General features: G+C 43.4%; 15 protein-coding genes. 11 read left to right on the top strand and 4 right to left on the bottom strand.

Annotated features, from left to right (window positions below):
• A complete protein-coding gene (locus GVT53_RS01230) occupies positions 1–2406 on the bottom strand; it encodes a beta strand repeat-containing protein (protein ID WP_166247051.1) in 2406 nt (801 codons plus the stop codon).
• A 216-nt stretch (positions 2407–2622) separates the two neighbouring features.
• On the opposite strand from GVT53_RS01230, the gene GVT53_RS01235 reads away from it, so the two are divergent.
• The 6 genes from GVT53_RS01235 to GVT53_RS01260 all read left to right on the top strand — a co-directional run bounded on the left by GVT53_RS01235 (position 2623) and on the right by GVT53_RS01260 (position 8139).
• Positions 2623–3363 carry a carboxypeptidase-like regulatory domain-containing protein gene (locus GVT53_RS01235; protein ID WP_166247052.1) on the top strand — a complete coding sequence of 247 codons (741 nt, stop codon included), beginning with the start codon at positions 2623–2625 and terminating at the stop codon, positions 3361–3363.
• Positions 3360–4154, top strand: coding sequence for a carboxypeptidase-like regulatory domain-containing protein (locus GVT53_RS01240; RefSeq protein WP_166247053.1), 795 nt, complete (start codon positions 3360–3362; stop codon positions 4152–4154). Before GVT53_RS01235 ends, GVT53_RS01240 begins: the two co-directional genes overlap by 4 nt.
• 149 nt (positions 4155–4303) lie before the next feature.
• Positions 4304–4822, top strand: coding sequence for a DUF6702 family protein (locus GVT53_RS01245; protein ID WP_166247054.1), 519 nt, complete (start codon positions 4304–4306; stop codon positions 4820–4822).
• 61 nt (positions 4823–4883) lie between these two features.
• Positions 4884–7202, top strand: coding sequence for a M1 family metallopeptidase (locus GVT53_RS01250; protein WP_166247055.1), 2319 nt, complete (start codon positions 4884–4886; stop codon positions 7200–7202).
• Positions 7203–7281: 79 nt separating this feature from the next.
• Complete coding sequence (locus GVT53_RS01255; protein WP_166247056.1) at positions 7282–7560, top strand: Sec-independent protein translocase subunit TatA/TatB; 279 nt, start codon at positions 7282–7284, stop codon at positions 7558–7560.
• A 6-nt stretch (positions 7561–7566) separates the two neighbouring features.
• Positions 7567–8139 carry a phosphatase PAP2 family protein gene (locus GVT53_RS01260; protein ID WP_166247057.1) on the top strand — a complete coding sequence of 191 codons (573 nt, stop codon included), beginning with the start codon at positions 7567–7569 and terminating at the stop codon, positions 8137–8139.
• Here GVT53_RS01260 and GVT53_RS01265 read toward each other — a convergent pair.
• A complete protein-coding gene (locus GVT53_RS01265) occupies positions 8105–8746 on the bottom strand; it encodes an O-methyltransferase (protein ID WP_166247058.1) in 642 nt (213 codons plus the stop codon). The genes GVT53_RS01260 and GVT53_RS01265 overlap by 35 nt on opposite strands.
• A 66-nt stretch (positions 8747–8812) precedes the next feature.
• Here GVT53_RS01265 and GVT53_RS01270 point away from each other — a divergent pair, with 66 nt between their 5' ends.
• Genes GVT53_RS01270 through GVT53_RS01280 form a run of 3 tightly spaced genes read left to right on the top strand, consistent with a single transcriptional unit; the run spans position 8813 to position 11793 of the window.
• Positions 8813–9277 (top strand): GNAT family N-acetyltransferase, encoded by a 465-nt coding sequence (locus tag GVT53_RS01270; protein ID WP_166247059.1) that lies wholly within the window; start codon positions 8813–8815, stop codon positions 9275–9277.
• Positions 9278–9334: 57 nt separating this feature from the next.
• Positions 9335–10603, top strand: a complete 1269-nt coding sequence (gene kynU / locus GVT53_RS01275) for a kynureninase (RefSeq protein WP_166250386.1) — start codon at positions 9335–9337, stop codon at positions 10601–10603.
• 41 nt (positions 10604–10644) lie between these two features.
• Entirely contained in the window at positions 10645–11793 is a 1149-nt protein-coding gene (locus GVT53_RS01280; RefSeq protein WP_166247060.1) for an MFS transporter, read from the top strand.
• Between the two features lie 131 nt (positions 11794–11924).
• On the opposite strand, the gene GVT53_RS01285 is transcribed toward GVT53_RS01280, so the two are convergent.
• Entirely contained in the window at positions 11925–13433 is a 1509-nt protein-coding gene (locus GVT53_RS01285) for a S41 family peptidase (RefSeq protein WP_166247061.1), read from the bottom strand.
• 135 nt (positions 13434–13568) lie between these two features.
• The gene (locus GVT53_RS01290; RefSeq protein ID WP_166247062.1) at positions 13569–14258 is read right to left on the bottom strand and encodes a hypothetical protein; all 690 of its coding nucleotides are present in this window, start codon (positions 14256–14258) and stop codon (positions 13569–13571) included.
• Between the two features lie 87 nt (positions 14259–14345).
• Here GVT53_RS01290 and GVT53_RS01295 point away from each other — a divergent pair, with 87 nt between their 5' ends.
• Together GVT53_RS01295 and GVT53_RS01300 are read left to right on the top strand one after the other, a co-directional pair.
• Complete coding sequence (locus GVT53_RS01295; protein WP_166247063.1) at positions 14346–14975, top strand: RNA polymerase sigma factor; 630 nt, start codon at positions 14346–14348, stop codon at positions 14973–14975.
• On the top strand, positions 14976–15164 hold the full coding sequence (locus tag GVT53_RS01300; RefSeq protein ID WP_166247064.1) for a hypothetical protein: 189 nt from the start codon (positions 14976–14978) through the stop codon (positions 15162–15164). It abuts the gene before it with no gap.
• The last annotated feature ends 7 nt before the right edge of the window (positions 15165–15171 follow it).

Below are 15171 nucleotides of genomic sequence, written 5' to 3' on the forward strand. Positions count from 1 at the left end.
TTAGAAATCTGTAATTGTGAAATACCAAATAGCATCTATAGGTGAAAAAGCTAAATTATCCACTATTGGAAATGGGTCTACAAATCCCGTATGAGTATGTTGTGGAGTTGAACCTCCTAAATCAGTAGTGAAAGGTGGGCTTACCGCAATGAAGCTTGGTTGAGTTGATGTTATTGATACAGTAAAACCTATATTGGATTGATTTTCTACTTGAATGGTTGATCCCGCTGGTGCTCCGTATAGTGTTAGCTGAATAATGTAATCCGCATCAGGTCTTGCAGTGGCAAAAGTTACCGTATAATTTCCTAGACTGTTTCTTGTCGCCGTTGCTCCATTCATTTTGGCAGGGCTACCATCCCCATTTACTTTGCCCATTGCTACGACTGCAGGAGGTTGCCAACTAACAGTGCCTCCTGTTGTGGTAAGAACATCGCCGTCTGTTGCAGAAGCAGCTATCTTGACAGGTGTCACTTCTCCGTTTGCTATATCTTCTTCCAGAATAGTCCCGTCAAGTATTTTATCGGTTGTTACGGCATCATCGGCCAGGTCAAGTGGGTCGCCCGTGAGTCCGTTCCCGTCGATTGCCGTTGTCGTTTCAACTGCCGTGGGGCTAGGATCTTGCCAAGTTGTATTTCCTGCTCCATCCGTAGTCAGTACCTGTCCGTTTGTTCCGTCCACATTTGTTATTGTATTTGCTCCAATGGTCGCGGCTCCAGTTGTAGAGAGGTTTCCTGTTATTGTCGTGTTCCCGGCTCCAAGGGTCCCGGTTGTTGCGACATTTTGGGCTCCGAAGTTTGGATCGATCTTTGTTCCAAGAATGGCAGCAGTTGTGGAAATATCGGCATCGGCTATTTCCCCGTCAAGTATTTTATCGGTTGTTACGGCATCATCGGCCAGATCAAGTGGATTGCCCGTAAGTCCGTTCCCGTCGATTGCCGTTGTCGTTTGAACTGCCGTGGGGCTAGGATCTTGCCAAGTTGTATTTCCTGCTCCATCCGTAGTCAGTACCTGTCCGTTTGTTCCGTCCACATTTGTTATTGTATTTGCTCCAATGGTCGCGGCTCCAGTTGTAGAGAGGTTTCCTGTTATTGTCGTGTTCCCGGCTCCAAGGGTCCCGGTTGTTGCGACATTTTGGGCTCCGAAGTTTGGATCGATTTTTGTTCCAAGAATGGCAGCAGTTGTGGAAATGTCGGCATCGGCTATTTCCCCGTCAAGTATTTTATCGGTTGTTACGGCATCATCGGCCAGATCAAGTGGATTGCCCGTAAGTCCGTTACCGTCGATTGCCGCTGTCGTTTGAACTGCCGTGGGGCTAGGATCTTGCCAAGTTGTATTTCCTGCTCCATCCGTAGTCAGTACCTGTCCGTTTGTTCCGTCCACATTTGTTATTGTATTTGCTCCAATGGTTGCGGCTCCAGTTGTAGAGAGGTTTCCTGTTATTGTCGTGTTCCCGGCTCCAAGGGTCCCGGTTGTTGCGACATTTTGGGCTCCGAAGTTTGGATCGATCTTTGTTCCAAGAATGGCAGCAGTTGTGGAAATATCGGCATCGGCTATTTCCCCATCTAGTATTTTTAGGGATGTCACAGCATCATTCGCTATATCCTCTTCAAGTATAGTACCATTCAATATTTCATCAGAAGTTACGGCTCCAGTTGCAATTTCGAAGTCAGTAATCCCACCTTCGGAAACGTCCAGAGTATATGGGTCAATCTCATCTCCGGTACCTTCAAGTTTTAAGGTGGTATCAAAAGGGCCTACTACTTCATTCCCCACAATCCCATCCACTTCAGAAAGCTGTAGGTCGGTTTCAGGGATTCGCTGCCATTCCCCATCGGGTCCTGCATTGCCGTTCCATAAAATAAGTTGTCTGGCAAGGTCGTCCCCGTTGTTAAATATCCGTAAAGGGTCAACGGATCGGCTTCCAATTTTTTCCCCGCCAATGGTGCGGTTGGCAATGTCCCTTCCTTCAATGGAAAAGTCCTGTATGTTACGTCCGTTTATTTCCCCGACTTCAAAATTATAGTTCATGGTTCCGTCGCCGTTATCCGTCACGGAAACCACCACTGTACTATCCAAGGTGTTGGAATACAATTGGCTCAAATAATCGTCCCGGGTGCTCACGGTAAACGAATCGTCCAGCGCCTCACAGATATTGATCCATTCTGCTCCATTGTAATAGTTAAGGCATTCATCGTCCGTATTGTAAACCATTGCCCCATTTAGCGGGCTTATGGCGTTCATTTGCGCATCCGTTACGCGGGTGATCACCAGTACTCGGTTGGCGCTTTGCAGTTCCAAAATGGAAGTGGGGTCCAAATTTTGTGGGTCATCACCTATTTTTACCTGGGCACACAGCGAGTTGATCGCCAATAGGCCTATAATGGTGTAGATTATTGAAGTTTTCACAGTGTTTGCTTATTTGAGGATTCTCCAAACGTAAAGGACAAAACTAAACTTATACCCGAATTTTTATAATAAATACCGTCCAAACACTAAATTCAAGGGTGAATGGAATTGCCTTTGGTTATATTTGTAGGAATCATAATTAACAAAAGTTTAGAACCCCGTAATTTTTTATATGCCCTCCAAGGGTTTTCTTTATCTTGTACTAAATATTTTCCGATGAAACACACATTTTTGATATTGTTCTCCTTACTGATATCTGGCTTGTCCATGGCACAGGATTCCCGCCAAATGCTGCGGGGCAAGGTGCTTTACAGAAGTTCCAATGTGCCCAACGAGAACGTTATCAATTCAACCAGCGGGCATGCCACCATTACCGATGATAACGGGGAGTTTATGATCGAGGTAAAGGAGGGCGACCAACTTGTGTTCACCGCCATCAACTACCAATTGGAAGTGGTGGAGATTACTCCCGGGATATTGGCCAACAACCGTTTGGTGGTGGAGGTTGACGAAAAGGTACAGGAATTGGACGAAGTGGTGGTGAGCCCGGAGAACCAGGAACGCTTTCTTGAGGTGAAAAACGAGGATTTTAAACAGTTCGATTACGAAATAGATCGTAGCACCGAGGTGGAGAACATAGCCAATTCCCAGATTACACGTGGTATGAAGGATGGGCTCAACTTTGTGAACATCTTTAAGGCTTTATTTAAGTCTCAAGATGCCAATGGACAGGAGCGAATTCCGCTAAAAGTGAGCGAAGTGCTGCGACATGTGTACGATGATGAGTTCTTTGTGGTGGACCTAAGACTGCCTCAGGACAAAATAGATGCTTTTCTATTGTATTGCGATGACAAAATACCTTCCCAGACCCTGCTGAAAAAGGAAAATGAATTTGAACTTATCGATTTTCTGGTGACCCAAAGCAAGGAGTTTAGGAAAACTTTGGGCGAGGAATGAAAAAATGCCTGCTTGCACTATTGATTTTTGCCGCCCAAGGGGTCTTTGCCCAAGAAGGTGATGTGAAAATATTGCAAGGTAAAGTTATTAGTGCCGATAAGGATGTGGTCGGTGTTGTGGTTCAAAATGTAACCACCCAAGATGCCGTGATCACCGATCTGGACGGCAATTTTTCCATTCGGGTGCGGGTAAACGATACCCTGCTGTTCTCCGCGGTACATTTTTTAAGAAAATCCCTCCCGGTAACAGAGGCTTTGTACAGCTCCAAATTTGTGGAGGTTCCCATGCAGGAATTTGTGAACGAGCTTAGGGAGGTCGTGGTAACGCCCTATAATCTTACAGGAGACCTTAGCAAGGACATAGACCGTGTAACATTGGGAAAGGATGTAAGCGCCGAGGCGCTGAACTTGCCCAATGCCCACGGGCGCATACCCACCCAGAGCGAAAGGAGGTTGCAACAGGCCACGGCTGGAAAATTTAATGTAGGAATGTTGTTGAGCCCTCCCTTAGACCCTTTGATCAATGCCATAACAGGTCGTACAAAAATGCTGAAAAATAGGGTAAAAGTGGATAAGACCTATGCCCAGACACAGCAAGTGCAAGGGTTTTATACGGACTCACTTTTTGTGTCCACCTTGAAGATTCCCATGGAGAAAATAGATGATTTCATGTATTTCTGTGAAGTGGACGAAACTTTTCAGGCAGCCATAAAATCCGAGGATAAACTGCAAATTTTAAATGTGATGATACAAAAGAGCAGGGCGTACCGGGAAAACAACAATCTGGATTGATTTCTTTTAGATGTCTGATGTCTGATGTCTGATGTCTGATGTCTGATGTCTGATGTCTGATGTCTGATGTCTGATAAAAGTTTGGCAGGTAAATTGCAGAAAGTTATCTAAAACAGTAACATTGTTGCATAATTAAAGTCCAACACCACATGATGACATCAAAAAAAGCACGGATGGCAATCTTACCTTTGGTAATGCTATTGTTGCTGTCGTTTTCATCCGCCCATAAATATTATGTAAGCGTAACCAATATTGCCTACTCGGAAGACGATAAGGCTTTTCAGGTTACCAGCCGCGTTTTTATAGACGACCTTGATAGATTGTTGAAGGAACGTTACGGTATCGAGGCCAAACTGGCCACGCCAAAAGAATCCGAGTTGGCCGATGAGTACATCGAAAAATATTTTAGGGCAAAATTTGCTGTTGAATTGGACGGCAAGCGCGTACAGTTCAATTTTTTGGGAAAAAGGTACGATACCGATGTGGTCATCTGCTATCTGGAGATTCCCAATGTAAAATTATCGGAAACAAAAAGCATGTCCGTCCAGAATGAGGTGCTCATGGATCTCTTTGATGATCAGCAGAATGTGGTACACGTAAAATGGGATGGAAACAAAAAAAGTTTTATGCTGATCCGTCAGAACAATAAAGGAATGTTAAACTTATGATGTATTCTTAACAATTGGTTAAAATATGTTATTTTTCAGCGCTATAAAATCAGATAAAAAAATGAACAGATTCAAGTATTCCTTAGCTTCCATCTTGTTCCTTTTTGGAGCCGTTGTCATGGCACAAGAAGAGGGAGATGCCAAAGAAAAGCGGGAGCCCGGTCATTACAACCAAAGTAGATTCAAACAATTGTACGAGGAGTTTTCCACTCCCAACACCTATCGTTCCGCATCCGGAGCCCCTGGCCCCGATTACTACCAACAGCAGGCCGATTATGTTATGGATATCCAGTTGGATGACAAGAATGCAAAGATCAGTGGAGAGGAGACCATAACCTACCATAACAATTCACCGGACGATCTGGAGTTTCTTTGGGTACAGTTAGATCAAAATGTACGGGCCAAAGATTCAAAGTCGCCTTTGCGTGATGGAAACGGTGTAAATATTGCCTATACAGCCGATAATTTTGCCCAAACGTACATCACCGAGCCGTTCGATGGTGGTTTCAATATACAATCGGTCACCGATGCCAGTGGGAAGCCATTGTCCTACACCATCAACCAGACCATGATGCGCGTAAACATACCACAGCCGTTAAAAAGCGGTGAGAAGATTTCGTTTTCCATCAAATGGTGGTACAATATTCCGGACCATACCGTAAATAGGGCACGTTCCGGGTACGAGTATTTTCCAAAAGACGGGAACCGTGCCTATGTAATCGCACAGTTCTTCCCAAGAATGGCCGTTTATAGTGATGTGGAAGGATGGCAGAACCATCAGTTCTGGGGAAGCGGAGAGTTCGCTTTGCCATTTGGTAATTATGAGGTAAGCATAACCGTACCGGCAGACCACATATTGGATGCAACGGGGGAGCTTCAAAACCGAGAGGAAGTATTTTCCAAAGAAATGATGAAGCGTTACAAGCAGGCCAAGAAGTCGTATGACAAGCCTGTGATCATTGTAACCCAAGAAGAGGCCGAAGCAGCGGAAAAAGGATTTTCAACCGATACCAAAACATGGAAATTTAAAGCAACCAACGTTAGGGATTACGCATTTGCATCGTCCAGAAAATTTGTTTGGGACATGCAGGCCGTCAAAATCGGAAACAAGGATGTAATGGCGGTATCGCTTTACCCAAAAGAAGGTAATCCACTTTGGGAAGAAATGTCTACCAAAGCTGTGGTGCAGACTTTGCAGACCTATTCCAAGCATACCTTTGATTATCCTTACCATAAGGCCATTTCCGTGCATGCAAAGAACCAGGGAATGGAGTATCCGATGATTTGCTGGAACTATGGGCGTCCCAATGAGGACGGTACCTATTCCGACAGGGTTAAATACGGTATGATCAGTGTGATCATCCACGAAGTGGGACACAACTACTTCCCTATGATCGTCAATTCAGATGAACGTCAGTGGGGATGGATGGACGAAGGAATCAACACCTTTGCCCAGTATTTGGCAGAGCAGGAATTTGGTGAAAATTACCCTGAGATAATAGCTCCAAATACAGCGTATCCCTCACGAAGAGGAAAGGCAGCGGACATTGTACCCTACATGGCAGGAGACCAAAGTTACATTTCCCCGATCATGTCCAACCCGGAGAATGTGTACCAATTGGGCCCGAACGCCTATGGTAAACCGGCAACGGCACTTAACATTTTAAGGGAGACCGTAATGGGAGAAGAATTGTTCGATCATGCGTTCCAGACCTATGCACAGCGTTGGATGTTCAAACACCCGACCCCGGAAGATTTCTTCCGTACCATGGAGGATGCGTCCGCAGTGGATTTGGATTGGTTCTGGAGAAGCTGGTTCTACACCACCGATTATGTGGATATAGGGGTGTCAAGTGTTAAAAAATACTATGTGTCCAACAAGCCTACCAAGGAAATGGAAAAGTATATGGCCGATAGGAACCTTACCGAGGCGGACCTTCCACCATTGGTATATTTGGCAGACGAAGAAAGCGAAGATTTTTTACCTGAACTTAAAGGAAAGTCCCCGACCGAGACCTCGAAAAACCTTAAGGAGTTTATGATGGACAACATGTCCGAAGCCGAAAGAGCACAGGTAAAAGAGCCAAAGTATTTCTACGAGATCACTTTTGATAAGCCGGGAGGTATTCCAATGCCATTGATCGTAGAGTACACCTATGCCGATGGTACTACCGAAAACATTACCTATCCTCCGGAAATTTGGAGAAAGAACGATGCCGAGGTAAAAAGAGTAATGGCCACCCAAAAAGAATTGGTGGGAATCGTGGTAGACCCAAAATTGGAAACCGCGGATATCGACACCACCAACAACGCTTGGCCCAAGAAAGATGAGAAGTCCGACTTTGATAAGTTCAAGGAAAATATCAAGGGAGACGAGTAGATAAAAAACATTGTTAAGGGCCCCGTGATTTCACGGGGCTTTTTTTATTTTGGAATGAAGTTCTGATTATATTTGTGCCATGCAATTTCTATTTATTAGTGGAGCCGAGATTTTTTTCATCCTATTTATAGTGGTGATGGTGTTTGGTGCGGACAAGATTCCCGGTATAGCCCGGGGGCTCGGCAAAGGAATGCGCCAACTTAAGGACGCCACGGACGATATTAAACGGGAAATACAAAAAAGTACGGATGATGTGGATACTGATTTCACAAAGAACATCCGCAAGGAAATCGACGATGTAAAGAAGAATGTGAACGAAGTATCCGGTTCCATCAAAAGAGACCTCAATAAGAAATAGATCCTTATGTTGGAAAAATTGCTCAAATGGGATAGGGACACTTTTGTTTATCTCAATGGTCTGGGCATAGAGGATTACGATGTTTTTTGGTCCACCGTTACCAATATTACCACTTGGATACCCCTGTTTATCCTTTTTCTGGCTCTTTTTTACCTTAAATTTTCAAGAACAGAGGCACTATATAAGTTTTTGACAGTTTTGGGATTGGTGGTTTTTATCACGGCCATTACCCATATCACCAAAATTTCGGTGGCAAGGTTACGCCCGAACAATACAGAAGAGATCAATACGCTGATCCGTATTCTAAAAAGCCCAACGGACTATAGCTTTTTTTCGGGCCATGCCTCCAGCTCCTTTTCCATTACCACTTTGGTATTCCTTTTTTTACGGCATAAGGTAAAATGGGCAGTGCTCTTTTTTATATGGCCCATCCTTTTTGCCATGAGCCGCATTTATGTGGGCGTACATTTTCCTGTGGATATTATAGTGGGAACAGTGGTCGGAATATTATCGGGATTACTTTTCTATTGGCTCTATCAACGTTTTATAGTACCCTACTCAACGTCAGTCCGTCCCTAATGGGCAACAATACCGTTTCTACCCTTGGGTCTGCTTTTAATTTATGATTGTATTCCAGCAACGCAGCAGTGGCCTTGTCGGAACGCTCTAAAGGTTCCACTACTTTTCCCGACCAAAGCACATTGTCCGAAAGAATTACGCCGCCCGGTCTGGTTTTTTGAATCACCGCCTCAAAATAGGCATCATAGTTTACTTTTTGCGCATCAATAAAAACCAGGTCGAAGGTTTGTTCCAGTTTGGGCACAATAGTTAGAGCATCACCTATATGTTGTTTGATTTGCGGTCCAAACCCACTTTTGTCAAAATACCTTCGCTGCATATCGTGTAGTTCCTCATTTACCTCAATAGTGTGGAGTTCCCCATCTTTTTGAAGCCCTTCCGCCAAACACAAGGCAGAATAGCCCGTATACGTGCCAATTTCCAAAATGTACTTGGGGCTGATGATTTTGGACAACATGCCCAACACCCTGCCCTGAAAATGCCCGGTGATCATTCGGGGCTGCACCACTTTTAAGTGTGTTTCACGGGTGAGTTCCTGGAGTAATTTGGGCTCGTCCTGAGAACTGTTGGCAATGTAACTCTCCAAAATGGGCGATAGGAAATGCATGGATATATTTTTCGCAAAAATATAGAAAAGAACTACATTGAAGGCTTCATAAAACAAAACAACCTCATGACGCTACCAAAGGTAAACATACGGACTGCCACTTTGGACGACTTGCCCTTGCTGCTCAATTTTGAACAGGAAATCATAAAGGCGGAACGCCCTTTTGATGTTACCATAAAAGATGGCCCCATCAGCTATTACGACATCGCTGCGATGATTAAAGACCCAAAAGCCCATGTAGTGGTCGCCGAAGTTGATGATAACATAGTGGCTTCGGGTTACGCCATTATCAAGAAAGCCAGGCATTATTTGGACCATGAGTTTTATGCATACTTGGGTTTTATGTACACCGACGAGGATTTTCGTGGGATGGGCATCAATGCACAAATTGTCGAAGAACTTAAAAATTGGTCTCAACAAGAAGGTTTTAAGGAAATTAAATTAACGGTGTACAACGACAATCTACCTGCCATCAAGGCCTATGAAAAAGTAGGTTTTAAAAAGCATATCATCGAAATGCGGTTGACATAATTTTCTTTTCATCACATTACTTCCACAAATCGTATTTTTGATGAAAACCAAATGAAAATGACGTTCGAGAATACGCTTGAATTTGCCAAAAAGTTAGATGCGTCCGATGCATTGGCTTCCTACAGAAATGAATTCCACTATCCACAGGTCAACGGAAAAGACGTGATCTATTTTACGGGGAATTCGCTTGGCCTCCAACCCAAACGGACCCAAAAATTCGTTGATGAGGTAATGAAGGATTGGCGAGAACTTGCCGTGGAAGGTCATTTTTATGCCGATAAGCCTTGGTGGGACTACCACGAAAGATTGGCCGAAGGTCTGGGCAAAGTGGTCGGTGCCAATCCAAAGGAAATTTCGGTGATGAACACGCTTACCGTAAACCTTCATTTGTTGATGGTGTCCTTTTACCGACCCACCGAAAAGAGATTCAAGATCATTTGCGAGGAAAAAGCATTTCCATCCGACCAATATATGCTACAAAGTCAGGTGCGTTATCACGGATTGAACCCTGAGGATACCATCGTAGAAGTAAAAAAACGTGATGGTGAGCATGCGTGGCGCACGGAGGACATCATCCAAAAAATAAATGAGGTAGGGGATGAGCTTGCCCTAGTGTTGATGGGCGGCGTTAATTACTATAACGGCCAAGTGCTGGATATGGAGACCATTACCAGAGCAGGTAAGGGTGTCGGAGCTTATGTAGGTTGGGATTTGGCCCATGGCGTAGGAAACATCAAATTGAACCTCCATGATTGGGATGCCGATTTCGCCGCTTGGTGCAGTTATAAATATATGAACAGTGGGCCAGGTAACGCATCCGGAATCTTTGTGCACGAAAAACACTTGGGCAAAGAGGACATCCCCCGTTTTGAAGGCTGGTGGGGAACCAAAAAAGAGACACGTTTTTTAATGAAGCCGGAGTTCGACCCTATCGAAACCGCCGATGCATGGCAACTGAGCAATCCCCCTATTTTATCCATAGCACCCTATTTGGCCTCTCTGGAACTATTTGATGAAGTGGGCATGGATGCCCTTATCAAAAAACAAAAGACCATTGTGGCCTACTTGGAGTTTGTACTGCATGAAATTGATGAAGAAGTGGACAGTACTTTCGAAATAATAACTCCCAAAGCTAGAGGATGTCAACTTTCCGTGTTTTTGCACGGCGAGGGCAAGGCCATCTTTGACTATTTAATGAAAAAAGGTGTAATCACCGATTGGAGGGAACCGAATGTTATCCGATTGGCACCGGCTCCATTGTACTGCTCGTTCGAGGATATGTACCGTTTTGGACAAATCTTAAAAGCGGGTATACAGGGCAAGTAAGAACCAATGCACTAAATTAACCGACTAAACACGACCAAAAAATGAAATCCCTTTGGCTTATTCTGTCCAATCCAAGGTATTTTGGAGCGGCATGGGTCTTTACCAGTATCAATATTTGGTTTGGTACCTGGGCCATTTATATCCCGACCGTAAAGGACAAACTGGATATCAACAAGGCCGATTTGGGCATTGCACTATTTTGTTTGTCGGTGGGGGTTTTTGCCATTTTCCCAGTGGCTTCAAAAATCATAAATAAAATAGGGGTAGGTCGGTCGTCATGGTACGGGGTAATATTTGCCTCCCTAACAGCGATGTTGCCGCTGATGGCTCCGAATTATTATCTGCTGATGGCAGCGCTCTTCCTTTTTGGGGCCAGTAATGGATTTATAGATATTGCCATCAATACCTTGGTCACGGAAATTGAAAAGGAGGACAAACAAAATTTTATGTCCGCGGCCCATGGCTTTTTTAGTTTGGGCGGGATCATAGTTGGTTTGGGAAGTTTTTTGATTCCGGTGATCGGAAGCCCTGTATTGCACATGGGCATTACCGTAGTTTTGGTTTTTCTCATCAATTTTTTTCTGAAGAAACATTACATCTATGTTGTGGCCGCACCTGTGGAGAAGGAGCCTTTTAGCCTAAAATTGTTCAAGCCATTGCTGTTGTTGGGCATAATCGGGTTTGTATCCTTTGGTAGCGAAGGCGCCATTATTGATTGGAGTGCGCTTTACCTCAAGGAAATGACCATGGCCCCGGAACTACTTATCGGCGCGGGATTTTTGGCATTTTCCACCACAATGACACTGGGTCGCTTTCTAGGGGATGGCATTAGTGCCAAAATCGGGCCCATACGAATCGTAGGATTGGGTGCGCTTATTGCTGCGGTAGGTTTTGTGTTGGTCTTAACCCAAAACACCACATGGTCCATTATTGGCTTTGCATTCAACGGGCTTGGTTTTTCGGTCATTGTGCCCGAACTGTTCCGTATCGGGGGCAATGTTAAGGGAGTGGATTCTTCCCAAGGCGTTGCTTTTATAGCTGGGTTCGGGTATATAGGGTTTTTGCTTGGGCCTGTTATTCTAGGATTTATTGCCGAAAGTGCCTCCCTTAATTATAGTTTTATCTTGCTCCTGTGTATGGCCCTCTTGGTTTTTGGGATTACGTTTTTCCTGCGAAGGAGGAGGAAGTAAAATCAATTATATTTGCCATATCAGGATGGATTGATATTCCGCGAATTGTCAAATGCTTTTCTAAGCGATCAGCTTAATATCTGGATTTATAATCAGTTTTTGGCTATATCAACTTCATACAAAGAAAACGGTTATTTTTCCTTTATCAGGACTTTTAATTCTTCAAGCTGTGTGTCCGATCGCCAAAGCACTTGGCTCATATCCCTTTCTATTTTTATATCTGGTGTTGTTCCGTAGCCGTCCAAAACCTTTCCATTTTTTTGAAAGGAGACCATTGTGCTGATTTTTCCGAACAATTTTGAATTAGGGAGGTCGACCCAGTCACTATTCCCACTAGAACCATCCGTTGTAATCCCAACAATTTTCATATTCGGAATTCCTTTAAAAGCGGAAACAAAAACAGACGCCGCACTAAATGTTTTTTCGTTGGCTAAAATGTAGACGGGCCTATTATAGTAAAATTGAGTTGCTGACAATTTTTCTCCGTTCAGTATGCCAAAATAGTATTCGCTGTACTTTGTTTCATCCAATTCATAGATAGGTTTGAAGTTTTTCAGAAACCCAGTTACCTTTTTCTGTTCCCTGTCGTCCAATTCCGAAAAGGAGTGTAAAAATCGGCTGTGCAGGCTTTCTTGATAATCTTTAGGCAATGGCAATGGACCCCTTTGTTTAACTATGTTTACAATATGAATAGAGTCGGGGTGTATCAAATATTTAGCAAACTCATAGAGCAAATCCCGTGTTCCGCCACTATTCGCCCTTACATCGATAATAAGGGCTTCGCTATTGTTTTGAATGGATTTCATAAATGAATTGACTTTCTCAAAAAGTAGTGGGGCTTCATCTTTGCTTACCATTTCCGGTAGTTTAATGTATGCAATGTTGTCGTCTAAACTAAATAGCCCATCAATAATTTCTGGTTGGTTAAAGTCCTCATCTTCAATAAAAAGATAGTCTATTTCAAATTTTTCGTCCCATGGTCGTTGTCGTTCTGATTTGTCTATTACAGGAACGATTAAAGTTGTGTCATTTTGGAATAAATCGTTTGAAAGCGTTAATTTGACTTCTTTCGGCAGAGGTTTGTTCAGCAAGATGTAATTTTTTTGAATATCCCTAATGTCACGGACTGCCAGCGTATAATAGGTCTCTTTGGGAGCCTCAATGTCTCCTGGCCTCGTTTGTTGCAAGAATTCATCTAACTCGAGACCATCAATTTTTTTAAGGTACGGGAAGTTTGGGTCTAGGATTTTCAATGTTTTATCCTCATCATAACTCAAGACAACAACTTTATCGTTTACAGGTGCGTAAACAAACGGTAAAAATAATGACTCGTTTAGACTATAGCCTCTAATGCCATTTAAAGCTGAATGTCTATCCCCGATTTTGGCCAAGGTGTTGGTGATAAACAAACCAAAATTTTCAAGTCGTGTGGAATCTTTTAACGATGTAAGATAGGTTTCAAAGTCCTTGTTGAAATCAAAACCGTTCAGATAAGCATAGGAAGACTTTTCATTTAATGTTTTGGTCAAAAATTCAACATCTTCTGTTACTTGTTTTTTGGTGAGCCAATTATCCTGTGCTTGTACATGTACGATTACCAGACAGAATAATGGGATGGTGGTTAGGTTTTTCAGTTTCATTTATAGCTTTTGTTTCAAAAGGTTCTTTACCTGAAATAGGGAATTAAATGATGGAAAACATCATTTTTAGCGTTAGGGAGAACTTTGAAAATATTTTTTGTGAGCAAACTATGCTCGCAAAATCAAATATGCCTATTATTCCTTACTCACGGAAAGCCCGGTAAAATAGAGGCTCATACCGCCTTCGGGACGGTTGTGCTGTTTGGCCAGTTGCAGGCCTTCCACATCAACATAATCTTCCCAAGTGGACACCAAGTTGGGCTCTTCCTGATTGGATTTGCGGTACGCCCACTCCCGAACGATAAAATCATCCTTAAAATAGAAATCATATGCATCACCTGGGGTATAGCCGCCTTCATTGGCATATACGATGGTCAACTTTTGCATGGGCTCCTTACTGATGGGTGCTGTGGCCTCTGCCGTCTGTTCGTAAGTGTAGTTGTTGGCGTCCCACATCAAATTAAAGGGGGCCATTAACCAGTACCTGTCGTTGATGAATCCACCATTGGTCTTTAGGGCAATACTGTCCATATCCGCCCGATTATAAGTTAGGGTATCAGCTCCAGAAATAGCGGTAACCATATTTGTTTTTGGTTCCCAGGCCCATTTGCGTTCAAAATGCATGGAATCCCTGTCCACGTTAAAGGTAAAAGTGATTTCCTTTACATCTGCCCAGTTGTCGTAACCATGCGCCTCGGCTATGAGTTCGGGGACCGTTTTTTCGGGTTCCGTGGTTTCAGCGGTTTCTCCAGTTTTTTTTGGTTCTGTTTTGCAGGCAACAAAAAATATAAAAACGAACAGTGCAACGAGGTAATTGGTCTTCATATCTGGTTTTTAACCAAATATACTAGGAAAATCTGTTAATTTGCGCCCCATTTTAAAAAGCCTGACCAAAAAAAATCTGTTTCTGGAGTGACTTTTTTAAAAAAACTGTTTCTAATACTTGTAAGTAACCCCGACAAAGCGTTTTTGGAAAAGGAAGACTTACACGTACATCTTTCTGATGAGGAACTGGTGAAGCAGATTGTGGCGGACAACGACCCCATGTTGTTTGGGTTGTTGTACGACCGCTATGTTAAAATGGTCTACAACAAATGTTACGGATTCGCAAAATCTGCGGACGAAGCGGAGGATCTAACACAGGACGTGTTCCTCCAGCTTTTTATCAAACTTCGGACCTTTAAGGGTAAATCGAAGTTTTCTACTTGGCTGTATTCTTTTACCTATAATTTTTGTGTCAATTATGTCAATCGGAACAAGCAACTGAAAATACGGGACAAGTCCGTACAAGTTGAAAAAACCGAACATAAGCTTACCGAAGAGGTGCCCGATGAGAGCTTGTTCGAGATGAAAGCCGACAAGCTCAAAAAATGTTTGGAGATCATCTCGGCAGAAGACAGGTCCATTTTGTTGCTCAAATATCAAGATGGGGCCAGTATCAAAGATCTTGTGAACTTAATGGATATAGGGGAGAGCGCGGTCAAAATGCGGCTTAAAAGAGCCAAGGAAAGACTATTGGAAATCTATAATACCCTCGAATAGATGGCAAAGAAACACAAAAACCCATTTAAAGAGCTGGAAGCCTCCTTGCACGAGGCCCCGCCCGAAATGAAACAAAAAGTGATGAACGACATTGCCGCGGCAAAGTTGATCATGGACATGGCTTCTTTGTTCTCTATCAATTTGGGAGATGCTTTGCGTAAACTTTTCCGAACCCTTGGGGATAACTAATCAACAA

The sequence above is a fragment of the Flagellimonas oceani genome (assembly GCF_011068285.1).
GTDB lineage: Bacteria > Bacteroidota > Bacteroidia > Flavobacteriales > Flavobacteriaceae > Flagellimonas > Flagellimonas oceani.

What these genes read in the sequence shown, in the direction of transcription:
- GVT53_RS01250 (WP_166247055.1), top strand. Translation starts at nt 4,884, where the DNA reads ATGAACAGATTCAAGTATTCCTTAGCTTCCATCTTGTTCCTTTTTGGA.
- GVT53_RS01280 (WP_166247060.1), top strand. Translation starts at nt 10,645, where the DNA reads ATGAAATCCCTTTGGCTTATTCTGTCCAATCCAAGGTATTTTGGAGCG.
- GVT53_RS01235 (WP_166247052.1), top strand. Translation starts at nt 2,623, where the DNA reads ATGAAACACACATTTTTGATATTGTTCTCCTTACTGATATCTGGCTTG.
- GVT53_RS01285 (WP_166247061.1), bottom strand. Translation starts at nt 13,433, where the DNA reads ATGAAACTGAAAAACCTAACCACCATCCCATTATTCTGTCTGGTAATC.
- GVT53_RS01255 (WP_166247056.1), top strand. Translation starts at nt 7,282, where the DNA reads ATGCAATTTCTATTTATTAGTGGAGCCGAGATTTTTTTCATCCTATTT.
- GVT53_RS01245 (WP_166247054.1), top strand. Translation starts at nt 4,304, where the DNA reads ATGATGACATCAAAAAAAGCACGGATGGCAATCTTACCTTTGGTAATG.
- GVT53_RS01290 (WP_166247062.1), bottom strand. Translation starts at nt 14,258, where the DNA reads ATGAAGACCAATTACCTCGTTGCACTGTTCGTTTTTATATTTTTTGTT.
- GVT53_RS01265 (WP_166247058.1), bottom strand. Translation starts at nt 8,746, where the DNA reads ATGCATTTCCTATCGCCCATTTTGGAGAGTTACATTGCCAACAGTTCT.
- GVT53_RS01270 (WP_166247059.1), top strand. Translation starts at nt 8,813, where the DNA reads ATGACGCTACCAAAGGTAAACATACGGACTGCCACTTTGGACGACTTG.
- GVT53_RS01300 (WP_166247064.1), top strand. Translation starts at nt 14,976, where the DNA reads ATGGCAAAGAAACACAAAAACCCATTTAAAGAGCTGGAAGCCTCCTTG.
- kynU (WP_166250386.1), top strand. Translation starts at nt 9,335, where the DNA reads ATGACGTTCGAGAATACGCTTGAATTTGCCAAAAAGTTAGATGCGTCC.
- GVT53_RS01240 (WP_166247053.1), top strand. Translation starts at nt 3,360, where the DNA reads ATGAAAAAATGCCTGCTTGCACTATTGATTTTTGCCGCCCAAGGGGTC.
- GVT53_RS01260 (WP_166247057.1), top strand. Translation starts at nt 7,567, where the DNA reads ATGTTGGAAAAATTGCTCAAATGGGATAGGGACACTTTTGTTTATCTC.